The sequence below is a fragment of the Arthrobacter sp. zg-Y820 genome (genome assembly GCF_030142155.1).
Lineage (GTDB): Bacteria > Actinomycetota > Actinomycetes > Actinomycetales > Micrococcaceae > Arthrobacter_B.
Genome location: NZ_CP126247.1, coordinates 1,281,194 through 1,296,177, shown reverse-complemented (window position 1 = coordinate 1,296,177; position 14,984 = coordinate 1,281,194). Strand labels below are relative to the sequence as shown.

Genomic DNA, 14,984 nt, shown 5'->3' with positions numbered 1-14,984 from the left:
GCCCGATTAACGGGCCAACACATGGAAAAGGGCTCTGCTGGAGGTCATCCAACAGAGCCCTTCCGGGGAAAACCCCCTGGTTTGCAGCGGTTAGCGCTGGACGGCACCAAACCGTTCCGCGGCCAGCGCGACGGCGGCGGCCCGGGACTCTGAGGCCTCATCGGCCGTCAGGGTCCGGTCCGGAGCCCGGAAACGCAGGGCGAAGGCCAAGGACTTGTGGCCGTCTTCGATGCCCTTGCCGGAGTACACATCAAACAGCGAAATGTCTTCCAGCAGTTCCCCGGCGCCTTCGCGCAGGGTCTCCAGGACCGTTTCCGCGGGAATGCCCGCCTCCACTACCAGGGCAACGTCCTGCGTGGTGGCCGGGAACGAGGAAATCTCCCGGGCCACGATAACTTCGGGCGCGGCGTCGAACAGTGCGTCGACGTCGAGTTCCAGAGCCACGCTGCGGGCCGGCATGTCCCGGGCTGCGAGCAGCTTGGGGTGCAGTTCGCCGGCGTAGCCCACGGTTTCGCCGCTGCGCAGCGAGAGCTTGGCGGTGCGTCCGGGATGGAAGGCCTGGTGCTCGCCCTGGCTGACCACCAGTTCCACGCCGAGCACGTCGCCCATCAGGCGGGCGGTGTCGACGGCGTCGGCCCAGTCCCAGGCGCGCGGCGCATGGCCGGCGCCCGGCTGCGACTCGTGGCCGGTGAACAGCACGCCTACATGCAGCGGCTGGTCCGGAACTCCCTCGTACAGGGCATCGAGGACTTCCTCGGAGGGACGGACGCCCAGCGGCGGAATCGTTGCGGTGCCCAGCTGCTCACCGGGCAGGAAGACCGATCCGGCTTCGAACAGCGCCAGGTCGCGGAAGCCGCGCGAGAGGTTCCGCTTGGCCACCTCAAACAGGCCCGGCAGCACCGAGGTGCGCAGGTAGCCGAACTCGGCGCTGAGCGGGTTAGCCAGCTTGACCGCAGCAGGCGAGGTGCCGGCGTCGGGCGTTCCGAAGGTGTTGTTGTCGTCCTGGGTGACGAACGGATAGGACAGCACCTCGGTCAGGCCGGCGGCGGCGAGCGCCTGCTGCAGGCGGCGGCGCTGCTGCTGGATCCGGGTCAGGCCGCGGCCGGGAGGAGCCGTGGGCAGGGTGGACGGAATGTGCTCGTAGCCGACCAGGCGGATGATTTCCTCGGTGAGGTCCTCACGCGTCTCCAGGTCCGGGCGCCAGCTCGGCGGCGTCACAGAGTAGCCGGCAGCCGTCCTGGCCACTTCGGCACCCAGATCGGTGAGGGTGCCGGTGATCTGGGTCTCGCTGAAGTCGTAGCCGATCAGCTTGGACGCGAAGTCCGCGGGCAGCTCGATGGCCTTGGCTTCGGGCTTGGTGCCGACGTCGGTCACCGAGGGATCGGCGGTGCCGCCGGCCAGCTCGGTCAGCAGATCGACGGCGCGCTGGGCGGCGACGTCGGCGACGTTCCAGTCCACGCCGCGCTCGAAGCGCTTGGACGCTTCGGAGGGCAGGCGGTGCCGGCGGCGGGAGCGGCCGATGCTGACTTCCTCGAAGTGCGCGGCCTCGATCAGGATGTTGCTGGTCGTGTCCGAGACCTCGGTTGTGGCACCGCCCATGACGCCGGCAATGCCGATCACGCCGGAGTCGTCGGTGATGAGCAGGTCCTCGGGATCGAGGGTGCGGACCTTCTCGTCCAGGGTCTTCAGGGTTTCCCCTTCAGCCGCACGGCGCACCACAATGTCGCCGGACAGCTTGTCCAGGTCGTAGAAGTGCAGCGGCTGGCCCAGTTCGAGCATCACGTAGTTGGAGATGTCCACGATCAGGGAGATCGAGCGCATTCCGGCCAGGCGCAGCCGGGAGGCCATCCACGGCGGAGTCGGGCGGGTGGGGTCCACGCCGCGGACGGTGCGGGCCACAAAGCGGTCGCAGCCGGCCTTGCCGTAGATCGGCGCGCCGTCTTCTAGGCGCACGCCGTAACCGTTGCCGTCAGCAGCGGGGACGACGACGGCGGCGGCCGGGTCGGTGAACTTTGTTCCGGTGGCGTGGGCGTACTCGCGGGCAGCGCCGCGGATGGAGAACACGTAGCCGCGGTCCGGCGTGACGTTGATTTCCGCTGCTTCGTCGTACAGGCCGAGCAGGTCCAGGGCGTCGGTGCCGATCTCCGGATCCAGGCCCAGGCGGGAGAGGACCAGGATGCCGTCGTGGTCTTCTCCGATGCCCAGTTCGCGGACCGAGGCAATCATGCCGGCGGAGACGTGGCCGTAGGTCTTGCGCGGGCTGATCCGGAAGTCTCCGGGCAGCACGGCGCCGGGCAGGGTGACAACCACCTTGTCCCCGACCGTGAAGTTATGCGCACCGCAGACGATGCCCTGCACGCCGGAGGGATCGATGCCGTCGCCGGTGAGTGTCTGCTCGGCGCCCTCGGGCACCACGCGGACGGTGCACCAGTTGATGGTCTTGCCGTTCTTCTGCGGCTCGGGCTCCATGGAGAGCACCTGGCCGACAACAACGGGGCCCGAGAGCTCGTCGGTGGGACGGTGGACGTCCTCCTCCTCCAGCCCTACCCGGACCAGTTCCGCCATGACGTCTTCGGCGGTTGCTTCCGCCGGAACCTGGGCATACTCGCGCAGCCAGGAAAGTGGGATTCTCACTTAGATCTCCATCCCGAAGTGTTCGCTGAAACGTACATCGCCCTCGATCATGTCGCGCATGTCCCCCACTTCGTTGCGGAACATCAGTGCGCGCTCAATACCCATGCCGAAGGCAAAACCTGAATAGACCTCGGGGTCAATGCCGGCCGCGCGGAGCACGTTCGGATTGACCATGCCGCAGCCGCCCCACTCGATCCAGCGCGGGCCGCCCTTGGCGCCCGGATGCCAGATGTCCAGCTCGGCGCTGGGCTCGGTGAACGGGAAGTAGTTCGGGCGCAGCCGAACCTTGGCCTCGTCGCCGAACAGCACGCGGGTGAAGTGTTCCAGGGTGCCGACCAGGTCGGCCATGGTCAGACCCTTGTCGATGGCCAGGCCCTCGAACTGGTGGAACACCGGGGTGTGCGTGGCGTCCAGCTCATCGGTGCGGAAGACCTTGCCCGGGCAGAGCACGTAGATCGGCAGGTCCCGTTCAAGCATGGAGCGCACCTGGACCGGCGAGGTGTGCGTGCGCATCACCAGGTGGGCCTCGGGCGGCTCGACAAAGAACGTGTCCTGCATTTCACGGGCCGGGTGGTCCGGCTTGAAGTTCAGCGCGTCGAAGTTGAACCACTCGGATTCAACCTCGGGGCCTTCGGCGATCTCCCAGCCCATCCCCACGAAGATGTCGCTGACCCGGTCCTGCAGGGTGGAGAGCGGATGGCGTCCGCCCATGCGGCGGCGGCGCGGAGCGGCGGTGACGTCAACGGCCTCTTCGACCAGGATCCGTGCGTCGCGCTCGGCTTCCAGCTCGACGGTGCGGGCGGCGAGCGCGGCATTGATGCGTCCGCGTGCCGGCCCGACAAGCTTGCCGGCGGCAGACTTCTGGTCCTTGGGAAGGGAGCCGATGGTGCGGTTGGCCAGGCTCAGCGGCGACTTGTCGCCGGCGACGGCGATGCGGACGTCCTTGAGGGCGTCCAGATCCACTGCGGCGGCGATGGCGGCGAGCGCGGAGTCGACGGCGGCAGAGACTGCCGCTTCATCCAGCGGGTTGGGCGGCTCGGGGGCGGTGTCTGGGGAGTGCGTCCCCGGTATGGAGTTCGACATGTACAGTTCTTTACCTATTTCCGGCCCTGTTGATGGACGTTTTGATGGGCGTTGGTCGTGAAAAAACGAGGGAAAATGCCCGTAGCTTCCAGTCTAACCAACCCGGCATGCGACCCGGACATGGCAGCACCGGGATGACGGAGGCGGTGTCCGCCGGTGACGGGCTCCGGCTGGGCTCCTACACTGGCAGCGTGAACATCCGCCAACCATCCGTTTTTTCCGGTGCACGGTCGGCTGCACGGGCAACCGCATGGTCAGCTGCATGGTCAGCTGCACGGTCAGTTACACCGTCAACCGCTCGGATATCAGCCCCACCGTTGCCCGCACCGTCGGCGTTCGTTCGGCTGCGCCGGCTGCTGAACGTCGTCAACCTGACCACGCCGGCCGGGCTTGCCCTAGCCCGGGCCGGACGCTGCCGAATCTGTCGCGGCCCCGACGGGCTGGTGCTGGCCGAAGGCTGGTCCTGGACGCTGCCGAAGGCCGCTGCCTTCACCGTGGGCAACGTAGTTTTGTACCGCTCCCGGGCGGCCCCGTTGTTTCGGCCCGGCACCGGCGGCCCGGGTTCCAGTCCCCTGCTGCGGCACGAGGCCCGGCACAGCAGCCAGTACGCGGGACTGGGGCTGGCGTTTCTTCCGCTGTACTTCCTGGCAGCGGGGGTCTCCAAACTGCGGCACGGCGATCCGGCGTCGGGCAATATATTTGAGCGGCTGGCGGGACTGGACGACGGCGGCTACCGCCGCACCGTCCCTCCCGCTCCCTCCCGCACACCCAACCCCCTGCGACGCCCCCGCCCCCGCCGAAATGGCAGAAAGTGTAGGTTTTGAGGGCTGGGAAGAGCACTTTGTGCCATCTCGCGGATGGGGGAAAGGGCGACCCCGCCTACCGCCCGGATTAGAACATGTGTTCTAATGGTCGGCATGAGATGGCAAGCGCAGGAACCCAAGGCCGCCGGCGCCGAAGATGCCCTCCTGGCCCTGCAGGGCGTGGTGCGCAGCGTGAAGACACCCGAGTTTGCCGGTATCACCTTCCATGAGGTGCTCTGCAAATCCGCCCTGAACAAGGTGGGCAAGACCTCCGGCATGCCGTTCGATTGGACCATCAATCCGTACCGCGGCTGCAGCCATGCCTGCGTCTATTGTTTTGCGCGGAAGACGCACACGTATCTGGAGATGGACAGCGGCCTGGACTTCGACAGCCAGCTGGTGGTCAAAACCAACGTGGCGGAGGTGCTGCGGCGGGAGCTGGCCCGCCCGTCCTGGCGCCGCGAACACGTGGCGATGGGCACCAACACGGACCCCTACCAGCGGGCCGAAGGCCGGTACCGGCTGATGCCGGACATCATCAGGGCGCTGGCAGATTCCGGAACCCCGTTTTCCATCCTGACCAAGGGCACGCTGCTGGCCCGGGACATTCCGCTGCTCAAGAGAGCCGGGCAGGACACCGAAATCGGCATGGGCATCTCGCTGGCACTGCTGGATCCGGAGCTGGCGCAACGGGTGGAACCCGGAACGCCCGCCCCCAGGGCGCGGCTGGAGCTGATCAGCCGGCTGCGGGAGGCCGGACTGCCGTGCTCGGTGATGGCCATGCCCATCCTGCCGTGGCTCACCGACGGAGACGAGTCGCTGGACGCGCTCTTTGCCGCACTTGCCGCCGCCGGCGCCACCGGCGTGACGGCCGGAGCGCTCCATCTGCGGCCCGGTGCCCGGGAGTGGTATCTGGGCTTCATCAGCCGCGATTACCCCCATCTGGCCGGAAAGTATGCGCGGCTGTACGGCGGCGGCACGTATGCCTCCAAGGAATACCGGCAATGGCTGGCGGGACGGGTGAACTTCTTCAAAAGGAAGCACGGTTTCACCGCCAACGGGCAGTTCATGCCGCTGCGCAGACCCGCGGCCGGGACGGGCGCCGATCCGCTGGAAACCGTTCAGGACAGTACGGTGCCGGCGACTCAGGGCGGGCAGGCGGCAACCCTCTTCTAAGGGGAATCCGGAATGGACGGCGCGTGCCCGGCTGCCTGCGCCGAAGCCGGCACCGGCGTCGGGAGGTCAACGAGGTTGGCATTGATTCGCGCAAGGAACCGCGAGCCCCAACCCGGTCAAAGATATCTCTGCGGCAGGGGTTGCGCGCGCTTACCGCCGGCGGGCTGCGTCGAGCATGGCGGTGACGATGGGCAGGTCGGCGGGGATCCAGGCCAGGGCGCCGAGCTCCCGCGGATCAAGCGCAACCCAGCGAAGCTCGTCATGGTCTTCGAGCGGGGACGGAGCCCCTTCGGTGATCTCGGCGAGCCAAACCCGCATGGCGGCCTTCTCATTGAGCGGCCACCCCTGGGCACCCGGGCCGTTGATTTCCGCACCGAGCCGAACGCCGACACCGAGCTCCTCCCGGAGCTCCCGGTGCAGGCCTTCTTCGCAGCTTTCCCCGGCTTCCACTTTTCCACCGGGAAACTCCCACATCCCGGCAAACTGCTCCGGTGCCGTGCGCCGGGCCGCGAGCATCTTGGTGGGCGCGGCGAGGCTGTCCACGAGGGCGGCGCCGACTACTTGCTTCAGTTCTCCGTTAGACACGGATCGAGTCTACGGGCAGCGCTGAACTAAACTGGATTCACAGCGCTGTAGCGGGTCGACCGCAGCCCGGGCGGTTTCCCGCTTCGGACACTCCGCCGACTCTCCCGCACCAGCACCCCACCGGGATCCCATCAGGATCCGGCTGACCGCGGATTCGCCCGGCTGACCGCGGCGGCCGCCGCCAGGATCCGTTTTTTGTTCTGAGAGAGTTTTATGTCGTTAACACCCGCGCTTCAGGCCAGGCGGGCATCACTGGCCATTTTTGCCCTCGCTGCCGGCGGATTTGCCATCGGCACCACCGAGTTCGCCATCATGGGCCTGCTCCAGGAGATGGTGCTCGATCTGGGCATCTCCGTTCCGGCCGGCGGACACGTCATCTCCGCCTACGCGGTGGGCGTGGTGGTCGGCGCTCCGATCCTCGCCGCCCTGGGCGCGCGGATACCCCGCAAGACGCTCGCTCTGGGACTGATGGTGCTGTTCAGCGTCGGCAACCTGTCGTCGTTCTTTGCGCCGGACTACAACTGGCTGCTGGCCACCCGGTTCCTGTCCGGGCTGCCGCACGGCGCGTTCTTTGGGGTTGCCGCCGTGATCGCCGCATCGCTGGTCGCACCGACCCGCCGGGCACGGGCGATTTCCATGGTGATGCTGGGGCTGAGCATCGCCAATGTCGTCGGGGTTCCCTTTGCCACCTGGCTCGGACAGCAGGCCGGCTGGCGGTGGATGTTTGTCATGGTTTCCGCCATCGGGGTCCTCACGGTGGCGCTGGTGGCCCGGTACGTTCCGCATCAAGCGACGCACCCGGAGGCGAGCATCCGGCGCGAGCTAAGCGCCCTGCGCCGGATCCAGGTCTGGCTTGCCCTGCTGGTGGGCACCGTGGGGTTCGGCGGTTTCTTCGCCGTCTATGCCTACATCTCCCCCACAATGACCAATGTCGCAGGTTTCGATGCCTCGCTCCTGCCCCTCATTGTTGGCCTCTACGGCCTGGGCCAGGTGGCGGGAAACATCATCGGCGGCCGGCTGGCCGACCGCAGCGTCATGGGCAGCATCTACGGAATCCTGCTGGGGACAGCGGTCATCCTGGCGGCCTACGCCTGGCTTGTGCAGTACAAGACAGGCGCATTGGCACTGGTCTTCCTGGTCGGAGCGATCGGCTCGATGCTGGTCCCGCCGCTCCAGACCCGACTGCTCGACGCCGCCCCGGGAGCCCAGTCCCTGGCCTCATCCCTGAACCACTCGGCACTGAACATGGCCAACGCGCTGGGAGCATTGCTGGGCGGCCTGGTCATTGCCTGGGGGTGGGGCTACCGCTCGCCCGCCGTCGTCGGCGCCGTCCTGGCCCTGTTGGGACTGGGCATCGCACTGCTTAGCGGCTGGCTGGACCGGAAGAGTCCGCAGGCGCCTGCTCCGTCCGCGGCGCATACACATCCGGTTCCAAGTAAATAATCCGCATTGGGTTCGGCCGAGCGGATCCGCTTCTCGGCTTCGTTGATGGCTTGGCGATCTGCTCACCGGTCTCGCCTTCACCCACCGAGATCTTGGCCGCGACCAGCAGTTCCTCGGGGCCCAGGTGCAGGGTCTTGAGGTGAATGATGCGCGTGCCGTCGGAGCGGATGGCTTCTTCGATGGCGCGGACATCGGACGCCGTGGCCGATTCGCCCAGCAGCAGTGACCTGACGTGCTTAGCACTTTCAGGCGCGCCCGCCGGCGTCGGCCGGCTAGCGGTTCTGGGCGCGGGCTGACGCGTAGAGGCACACGGTGGCGGCAGTGCCCACGTTGAGACTTTCGGCGCGCCCGTACACCGGGACGGCCACGCGGTAGTCGGCGTCGGCCAGCTGCTCGGAGGTGAGGCCCTGGGCTTCGTTGCCGAAGAGCCAGGCGGTGGGATTTTCCAGCCGGGGCTGGGAGGACACGGCCGCGGCGGCTTCGGGGGCGCCGTCGTCGGCCGCTTCTCCGGTGGCCGGTGCGTCCGGAAGCGCCGGCGCCAGGCGGCGGACGGAGCTTTCGTCCTGGAGCTTGTCAAGGTCCACGTTCCCGTAGCCGTCGGCGGCCAGGACGGTGAGTCCGTGGGCGCGGCAGGCGGCCATCAGGAAGTCGAAACTGACGCCGGTGACGACCGGCAGATGAAACAGGGAGCCGGCGGTGGAACGCACGGCCTTGGGATTGTGGATGTCAACGCTGGACGCGGTCAGCACGACGGCGTCGGCACCGGCGGAATCTGCGGCGCGCAGAATGGTTCCGGCATTGCCGGGATCGCGGACTTCGCACAGCACCGCGATGAGCTTGGCTCCGGCGGCCAGCACATCATCCAGGGCGTAATCGGTGATCCGGCACACGGCCACGACGCCCTGGGGCGAAATGGTGGTGGCCATGGCGGCAATGACTTCGTCGGTGGCCAGGCGCAGCGGCACGTCGGCGGAAAGCTCCGCCAGCTCGGGCAGCCGGTCCAGGCAGGCCTCGGTGGCGAAAACTTCGAGGACGACGCCGGACCCGCCGGCGGAGGCGTCGGCGCGGTGGCTCAGCAGAGCCTCACGGACGGCCTGGGGCCCTTCGGCCACGAACCGTCCGGTTTTTAAACGCGCCGGGCGCCCGGCCAGCTTCGCTACATCCCTGACCCGATCTGCTCGGGGATTGGACATAAGCGGAGCCGGCGGGCGCCCAACAGTGTTCATGATCGGCTAATAACCGATTTCTAGCCCTGGAACTTCTGGCGGGATTCTCCGCCAGCAGGCTCCAGTCCGGCAGCCTTGGCGGCTTCGACGGAGTTGAACCAGTACTCGGCTACGGTCTGCTCGTACCAGGTGGAACCCGGAACGTGGTACTTGCCGGAGCCCAGGTTGCCCTTGATGACAAAGCCTTCGGGGGCGTCGCCCTCGGAAGCCTTGAAGCCACCCTGAGCGTCGGCAACAGCAGCGGCCGGCTTGGAGGCAACCGGAGCAGCCTTTGCAGCCGGAGCAGCGGCAACGGCCGGAGCGGAGGTGTCGGACGGCAGGGCGTTCTTGGCGATCTGCACCAGCGTGGCGAACGCGGCGGCGTCGTTGACGGCCAGTTCGGCCAGCATGCGGCGGTCAACCTGGATCTCGGCAGCCTTCAGGCCCTGGATCAGGCGGTTGTAGGTCAGGCCGTTGGCGCGGGATGCAGCGTTGATGCGCTGGATCCACAGGCGACGGAAGTCACCCTTGCGCTTGCGGCGGTCGCCGTAGCTGTACACAAACGAGTGCAGCAGCTGCTCTTTGGCCTTGCGGACCAGGCGTGAACGCTGTCCGCGGTAACCCTTGGCGCGCTCGAGAATAACCCGACGCTTCTTGTGGGCGTTTACCGCCCGCTTCACACGTGCCACGTGCGTACTCCTTTAGATAAATCTTCCGTGCACCTGCTGTGAGGCGCTCGGCCTGCAACTCAGGCCCGGAAAAGCTTGGTGGTGTGACGGTGGCCCGAACGGGCCGCCTGTCGAGGGGGAAAGACTAGATGCCCAGCATCTTCTTGATGACCTTGGCGTCTGCCGGGGCAACAAGCTTGTCACTGGCGAGGCGGCGCGTCAGCGTGGACGGCTTGTGCTCGAGGTAGTGGCGGCGGTTGGCCTGCTGGCGCTTGAGCTTGCCGGTTCCGGTCAGCTTGAAGCGCTTCTTGGCGCCACTGTGGGTCTTCATCTTCGGCATGACTACCGATCTCCTTTGGGTTTCCGCCGGCCGGGGCCTGCGGGGCTTTGGGCACTTTGCAGTGCCAGGGGTTTACTGGACGCCGGGACGTCCTGCGGGGAAAAGCTGAGTCTTACTCCGCAGTTCCGGGCTTGTTCTGGCTTGCTGCGCCCCGTGAAGGAGCAGCCTTGCCAGCAGGTTTGGAAGCAGCAGCAGGCTTCGGCCGGGCAGCGGGCTTCGGCGCCGGCTTCATGGCCGTGGGCTTGGGCACTGCAGCCGGCTTGGGGGCCGGAGCGGGCTTGGACTCAACGGGAGCCGCAGCGGCGGGAGCCTCTGCAACCGGCGCCGGAGCCGGAGCCTTGGCAGCCTCTTCCGCGCGTCGTGCGTCGGCTGCTGCCTTTTCGGCTGCAGCCTGCGCCCGCTTTTCGGCCATTTCCTTGTCAGCCTTTTCCTTCTCTGCACGGGCCTTGTCAGCCTCGGCAGCGGAGGAACCGAGCCGCAGGCCGTCCGGCAGAAGATCTGCCAGGCTCTGCGTCAGGGGCGCCTTGTTCTCAGCGGAGGTGTCCACCCGGGCGGGGGCCTCGCCGTTCTTGACGGCTTCGTTGGCTGCCTTGGCATCGGCACGCTGCGACGCGCGCCGTGCTTCGGCCTTGGCTTCCGCCTTGTTCTTCAGCGGTCCAATGACCATGACCATGTTGCGGCCGTCGATGCGGGGCGTGGATTCCACCATGCCCACCTCGGCGACGTCGGCTGCGAACTTGTTCAGCAGCTTCATGCCCATTTCCGGACGCTGCTGTTCGCGGCCGCGGAACTGGATCATGGCCTTGACCTTGTCACCGGCTGCAAGGAAGCGCATGGCATGGCCGCGCTTGGTTTCGTAGTCGTGAGTGTCAATCTTCAGACGGAACCGGATTTCCTTCAGGACGGTGTTCGTCTGGTTCTTGCGTGCCTCACGGGCCTTGACAGCGGCTTCGTACTTGTACTTGCCGAAGTCCATTAGTTTGCACACCGGAGGCTTCGCCTGCGGTGCCACCTCAACAAGATCCAGGTCGGATTCGGCTGCCAGACGCAGGGCGTCTTCGATACGGACAACCCCAACTTGCTCTCCAGCCGGTCCTACCAGCCGCACCTCAGGGACGCGGATTCGATCATTGATTCTTGGCTCGCTAATGTTGCAGCTCCTGTTGTATCCAAAACGGCTACCGCCTGCAACTGAAGAAGGCCCCCAATTGCACGCGCAATCGGAGGCCTCGAGGGGTCGGCGGGAGCTGCATCAGCAGCAACCTCCCGGATCGGCTGGACCAGGTAAACCTGGACCCGCCACCGGGGGCCGACCGTACCCGGCAACTCTGTCTTCTGCACAGGCGCCCTGGGGCACATGGACTGAAGATTCAGGCTGACGCGGGTGGGAGGATTCTCCGCTTGCATACTGGCTGATGTGAAACATTCAACGCTCCGTGAAGGGCACTGAAAGTAACGACAACCAGTTGGTCTGTGACAAGCTTACCAGTATGAGTACCCCACAGAGCAACCCGGCGGCCGAGCACACCCGCCATTCCTTCCCCGGCACCACGGAAGAGGTGCAGGCCCCTTCCGCTGAAGAGCAGGAAGTGGCTGCGCAGATGCGTGACATTGCCGAGGTCCCCGCCATTGAAGTCATCACCACTGCCGCCGTGCACCTGATGAGCGCCGCAGCCGTCAAGTGCGGCCTGGCCGACGGCGACGACGCCGAGGAGCTGAAGGACCTGGACGAGGCCCGCAAGCTGATCACCGCCCTGGCCGGATTCGTCACCGCAGCGGCTCCCGAGATCGGCAGCCAGCACGCCGGCCCGTTGCGCGACGGCCTGCGCTCACTGCAGCTTGCCTTCCGTGAGGCGTCCGACATCCAGGACGCGCCGGGCAAGGGCCCGGGCGAGAAGTTCACCGGCCCCGTCAACTAACGCAGCACGTCTTTTCCATTTTTAGTCAGCACCCCGGCCCGGGGAGCCTGCCGGTTGCGGCAGACTCCCCGGGCTTTTTTCTGCCCGCCCGGCTGCGTAACCTGTACGGGACGCTGAGCAAACGTTGAGCGGAAGGGACGAACTCGCATGGGCGGCAGCGGGGCCGAAGCGTACAAGAAGAGGCTGGAGAGGGCGGCCCGGCTCAAGGCGGCGGGGACACCGGAGGATGCCGGCTACAAGCTGCCCGAGGGCCTGGCCGGGGCTGAAGAAGCAGAGCTGGCGGAAAAGCGCCGGAAGATCAGCGCCGAAGCCAAGGCCGACTACCTCATCCGGGACGCGATGAACCGTGGCGACTTTGACAACCTCAGCTACGCCGGGAAGCCGATCCCCGACCTGGCCGACCCGGATCCGGACTGGTGGATCAAACGGCTGATCCGACGGGAGAACCTCTCGGGATTGGGTCCGCCCGCGCTGTTGCTCCGGGTGGAGGACAAGGAGTTCGAACCGCGGCTGGACCGGTTGCCGTCCGAGCGCCAAGTGCGCGACGCCGTCGACGACTTCAATGCCCGGGTGATTGAGGCCCGCCGCCAACTGCTGGGCGGCCCGCCGGTGGTCACCGGAATCCGGAACGTTGAGGACGAGGTGCGGGGCTGGCGGCAGCGCCGGGGCCTGCCCGCAACCGCCCCGGGGAACGCAGGCACGAAGCAACCCGGGGCCGGCACGAAGGACGCCGCAGCACAGCGGCCGGCGGTGCGCGGCGGAGCTAATCCGCCGGGCTGGCTGCACCGGCTGCGCCGCCGGCTGCCGCGCTTGCGGCCGGGATCCCCGGGATCCCCGGGGCATCCGCGCCACCGGGAGTAACCGACTGTCCGGCCGGCTGGCTGTTGGCGGCCGGCTGTCGGTTGGCTGTCGGCTGTCGGCTGTGAACCGGCCGCGGCAGGCTACTCCTGACGCAGCAGGCGCTGTCCGCGCCGGCTGAACTTCCGTACGCCGAACGTTCCCGCAACCAGCAGCGACGCGGCGCCCCCAGCAAAGATGAATCCGGCCCACGGACCGATGACGTCAATCGCCGCACCGGCCAGCGGGGCGCCGAGCGCAGTGCCTGAGGTCAGGGCGGAGCCGTACCAGCCCATCGCCTCGCCGCGGCGTTCCTCGGACACCAGGTCAGCCACCCGTTCCGAGGCGGAGGACAGCACCGGGGCGCACAGCAGGCCGGCGGGAATGGACAGCAGGGCCAGGCTGATGGTGTCCGTGGCCAGGGCCATGGGCAGGGTCAGCACTGCCATCGCCAGCAACAGCAGCATGGGCGAGGCGCGCCGGTGCATGGCTCCGTAGACCAGGCCACCCACCACCGAGGCGGCACACCAGGCGGCGAAAACGATCCCCACCTGCCCGGGTTCGCCGGTGGATTCCACCAGGGCCACCATGCCGACGTCCGAGCTGGACAGCAGCAGGCCCACCCCCACCGCGACCGCAAACACCACGGCCACGCTCAGCGTGAACCAGGAGAACCCCGCGCGCAGGCGGGCTCCGCGGCTCAGCGCCGCCAGCGGCTGCAGTTCCGCCGAGGCTTCGGACAGGTGCGCCGGTGCGGCCGCGACGACGGCGGCGTTGGCTGCCTCGCGCTCCTGGACGGCGGTCGCTGCGGTCCGCGGGTTTTCGGACCGGGTCGGCGGATTGAACCAGATCAGCAGCAGCCCGGCGAGCGACGTCGTGATGCCCACCAGGGTCAGCCCGACCACTGAGGAAACCGAGGTGGCCAGGACGGCGCCCAGCGCCGGTCCGCCCATGAAAACGACTTCGGTGGCAATGGAGTCCAGGGCGAAGGCTGTCCGCCGCTGGTCCCCCGTTGCCAGTACGCCCAGCGACTGCCGGACCACGCTAAAGACCGGAAGCGTGAACACCCCGCCGACCAGCGCCAGCACCAGCAGCCATTCATAGCTGGCGTGCGGGGCAATGGACCAGATGACGGCCTCGGAAATCACCGAGGGAATCAGGGCGCGGCGCAGGCCGACATTGTCCACCCGGCGGCCGCGCCAGGGGGCGCCAAAGGCGATGCCCACGGTGACGACGGCGGCAACGGCACCGGCCTTGGCGTAGCCCATGTCCATGGTCAGGACCACGTGCAGGGTCAGCAGCACGCCGGCGGCGGAATGCGGAAAACGGGCGATCATTCCGACCAGGAGCAGCCGGCGGATCGGGGCAACGCGGAGCAGCTCCCCGTAGGCGGAAAAATTCACGGCACTTCACTTCCGGCGGTCCACCGCCCAGCAAGGTCAGCGCGTGATTTTGAGTTCCAGGGAATCCACACGCTCAACGAATAACGGATCGGCAGCCAGCCGCTGCTGCAGCAATCCGGCGATGCCCTGCACCGCCTGCGCATCCAGTCCCGGTGCCAGGTGAAGAACCATTCTAAGCTCAGGACCGGCGCCGCCTCCGGCCACCACCGTCCCGCGTGCCGACCGTGTCACCGTTCCCGGTCCCGGCGCCAGCTGGACCCCCGTCACTGCGGGTTCGACGTCGACCGCGGCGGACACGGCCTGCGCGACTTCCTGGTCGGCGTACGACGGCGTCCAGGTCCGCTGCTGCGCCAGCGCCCACATGGCCGGGCGGCGCACCACGAAGGTGATGTCCGCACCGGGATCCACCACCAGCAGCTGCGCTTCCTCGGAGACGGCGGACAGGGCGGCGCGGGCGGCATACACCGCAACCGGCCGCGCCTGCGGATGCCACTGCGCCAGCGCCGGCACCGAGGTGAACACCGGCAGCGCCTTGCGTCCGTCCGGGGCGGTCAGCGTCACCAGGGCCATGTCGGCCTCTTTGTCAGCGGTCAGTCCATGTTCGGACTGCGCCTCGGCACCGAGGGTGGCGACGATGGGCACGAACACGCGGGCGGTGGCCAGGGCAGCCACCACCTGCGCTTCGGAGCCGGTGCCGGCTTCCAGTGCGGCCAGGGCGGCGAGGTATCCGGCGTCGGGGCTGCCGTCGTCGGCGTCGAAATTGTGCAGCGGGTTGCCCTCGCCGGAGAGGTCCCGGCCGGACCAGGACTGCCCCGCGGAATCGGCGGGTCCCCCGGCCCCTGCGAGGGCGGCCGCTATGTGGCCGGGAAGGGCGCGCTCAGCCATGGC

The 14,984-nt window shown here is 67.7% G+C and carries 14 protein-coding genes; 5 read left to right on the top strand and 9 right to left on the bottom strand.

What is annotated here, in order from left to right; genetic code table 11:
- Positions 1–90 precede the first annotated feature (90 nt).
- Positions 91–2,634: a phenylalanine--tRNA ligase subunit beta gene (pheT, locus tag QNO08_RS05795; RefSeq protein WP_229967691.1), complete on the bottom strand. Its 2,544-nt coding sequence runs from the start codon at positions 2,632–2,634 to the stop codon at positions 91–93.
- Positions 2,635–3,717, bottom strand: coding sequence for a phenylalanine--tRNA ligase subunit alpha (gene pheS / locus QNO08_RS05790; RefSeq protein ID WP_229967689.1), 1,083 nt, complete (start codon positions 3,715–3,717; stop codon positions 2,635–2,637).
- Between the two features lie 317 nt (positions 3,718–4,034).
- Here pheS and QNO08_RS05785 point away from each other — a divergent pair, with 317 nt between their 5' ends.
- Positions 4,035–4,541 carry a hypothetical protein gene (locus tag QNO08_RS05785; protein ID WP_229967687.1) on the top strand — a complete coding sequence of 169 codons (507 nt, stop codon included), beginning with the start codon at positions 4,035–4,037 and terminating at the stop codon, positions 4,539–4,541.
- Between the two features lie 93 nt (positions 4,542–4,634).
- Positions 4,635–5,696 (top strand): Rv2578c family radical SAM protein, encoded by a 1,062-nt coding sequence (locus QNO08_RS05780; protein ID WP_229967685.1) that lies wholly within the window; start codon positions 4,635–4,637, stop codon positions 5,694–5,696.
- A 150-nt stretch (positions 5,697–5,846) separates the two neighbouring features.
- Here QNO08_RS05780 and QNO08_RS05775 read toward each other — a convergent pair whose 3' ends face one another.
- Positions 5,847–6,212: a (deoxy)nucleoside triphosphate pyrophosphohydrolase gene (locus tag QNO08_RS05775; RefSeq protein ID WP_229967739.1), complete on the bottom strand. Its 366-nt coding sequence runs from the start codon at positions 6,210–6,212 to the stop codon at positions 5,847–5,849.
- 282 nt (positions 6,213–6,494) lie between these two features.
- Here QNO08_RS05775 and QNO08_RS05770 point away from each other — a divergent pair, with 282 nt between their 5' ends.
- Complete coding sequence (locus QNO08_RS05770; RefSeq protein ID WP_229967683.1) at positions 6,495–7,724, top strand: MFS transporter; 1,230 nt, start codon at positions 6,495–6,497, stop codon at positions 7,722–7,724.
- A gap of 272 nt (positions 7,725–7,996) precedes the next feature.
- On the opposite strand, the gene QNO08_RS05765 is transcribed toward QNO08_RS05770, so the two are convergent.
- The 4 genes from QNO08_RS05765 to infC form a co-directional block, all read right to left on the bottom strand.
- A complete protein-coding gene (locus tag QNO08_RS05765; RefSeq protein WP_442860542.1) occupies positions 7,997–8,950 on the bottom strand; it encodes a TrmH family RNA methyltransferase in 954 nt (317 codons plus the stop codon).
- A 20-nt stretch (positions 8,951–8,970) separates the two neighbouring features.
- A complete protein-coding gene (gene rplT / locus QNO08_RS05760; RefSeq protein WP_229967679.1) occupies positions 8,971–9,618 on the bottom strand; it encodes a 50S ribosomal protein L20, sunset domain variant in 648 nt (215 codons plus the stop codon).
- A gap of 124 nt (positions 9,619–9,742) precedes the next feature.
- On the bottom strand, positions 9,743–9,937 hold the full coding sequence (gene rpmI / locus QNO08_RS05755) for a 50S ribosomal protein L35 (RefSeq protein ID WP_104055427.1): 195 nt from the start codon (positions 9,935–9,937) through the stop codon (positions 9,743–9,745).
- 112 nt (positions 9,938–10,049) lie between these two features.
- Positions 10,050–11,045, bottom strand: coding sequence for a translation initiation factor IF-3 (infC, locus tag QNO08_RS05750; RefSeq protein ID WP_229967678.1), 996 nt, complete (start codon positions 11,043–11,045; stop codon positions 10,050–10,052).
- A gap of 382 nt (positions 11,046–11,427) precedes the next feature.
- On the opposite strand from infC, the gene QNO08_RS05745 reads away from it, so the two are divergent.
- Both QNO08_RS05745 and QNO08_RS05740 read left to right on the top strand, forming a co-directional pair.
- On the top strand, positions 11,428–11,856 hold the full coding sequence (locus QNO08_RS05745) for a DUF1844 domain-containing protein (protein ID WP_229967676.1): 429 nt from the start codon (positions 11,428–11,430) through the stop codon (positions 11,854–11,856).
- Between the two features lie 147 nt (positions 11,857–12,003).
- Complete coding sequence (locus QNO08_RS05740) at positions 12,004–12,717, top strand: DnaJ family domain-containing protein (protein WP_229967674.1); 714 nt, start codon at positions 12,004–12,006, stop codon at positions 12,715–12,717.
- 80 nt (positions 12,718–12,797) lie between these two features.
- Here the strand turns inward: QNO08_RS05740 and QNO08_RS05735 are convergent, their stop codons facing one another.
- Together QNO08_RS05735 and QNO08_RS05730 are read right to left on the bottom strand one after the other, a co-directional pair.
- Positions 12,798–14,096 (bottom strand): MFS transporter, encoded by a 1,299-nt coding sequence (locus QNO08_RS05735; RefSeq protein ID WP_229967671.1) that lies wholly within the window; start codon positions 14,094–14,096, stop codon positions 12,798–12,800.
- 36 nt (positions 14,097–14,132) lie between these two features.
- The gene (locus QNO08_RS05730) at positions 14,133–14,981 is read right to left on the bottom strand and encodes an SseB family protein (protein WP_229967669.1); all 849 of its coding nucleotides are present in this window, start codon (positions 14,979–14,981) and stop codon (positions 14,133–14,135) included.
- Positions 14,982–14,984 lie beyond the last annotated feature (3 nt).

What these genes read in the sequence shown, in the direction of transcription:
- pheS (WP_229967689.1), bottom strand. Translation starts at nt 3,717, where the DNA reads ATGTCGAACTCCATACCGGGGACGCACTCCCCAGACACCGCCCCCGAG.
- QNO08_RS05780 (WP_229967685.1), top strand. Translation starts at nt 4,635, where the DNA reads ATGAGATGGCAAGCGCAGGAACCCAAGGCCGCCGGCGCCGAAGATGCC.
- QNO08_RS05775 (WP_229967739.1), bottom strand. Translation starts at nt 6,212, where the DNA reads ATGCTCGCGGCCCGGCGCACGGCACCGGAGCAGTTTGCCGGGATGTGG.
- QNO08_RS05770 (WP_229967683.1), top strand. Translation starts at nt 6,495, where the DNA reads ATGTCGTTAACACCCGCGCTTCAGGCCAGGCGGGCATCACTGGCCATT.
- QNO08_RS05765 (WP_442860542.1), bottom strand. Translation starts at nt 8,950, where the DNA reads ATGAACACTGTTGGGCGCCCGCCGGCTCCGCTTATGTCCAATCCCCGA.
- rpmI (WP_104055427.1), bottom strand. Translation starts at nt 9,937, where the DNA reads ATGCCGAAGATGAAGACCCACAGTGGCGCCAAGAAGCGCTTCAAGCTG.
- QNO08_RS05745 (WP_229967676.1), top strand. Translation starts at nt 11,428, where the DNA reads ATGAGTACCCCACAGAGCAACCCGGCGGCCGAGCACACCCGCCATTCC.
- QNO08_RS05740 (WP_229967674.1), top strand. Translation starts at nt 12,004, where the DNA reads ATGGGCGGCAGCGGGGCCGAAGCGTACAAGAAGAGGCTGGAGAGGGCG.
- QNO08_RS05730 (WP_229967669.1), bottom strand. Translation starts at nt 14,981, where the DNA reads ATGGCTGAGCGCGCCCTTCCCGGCCACATAGCGGCCGCCCTCGCAGGG.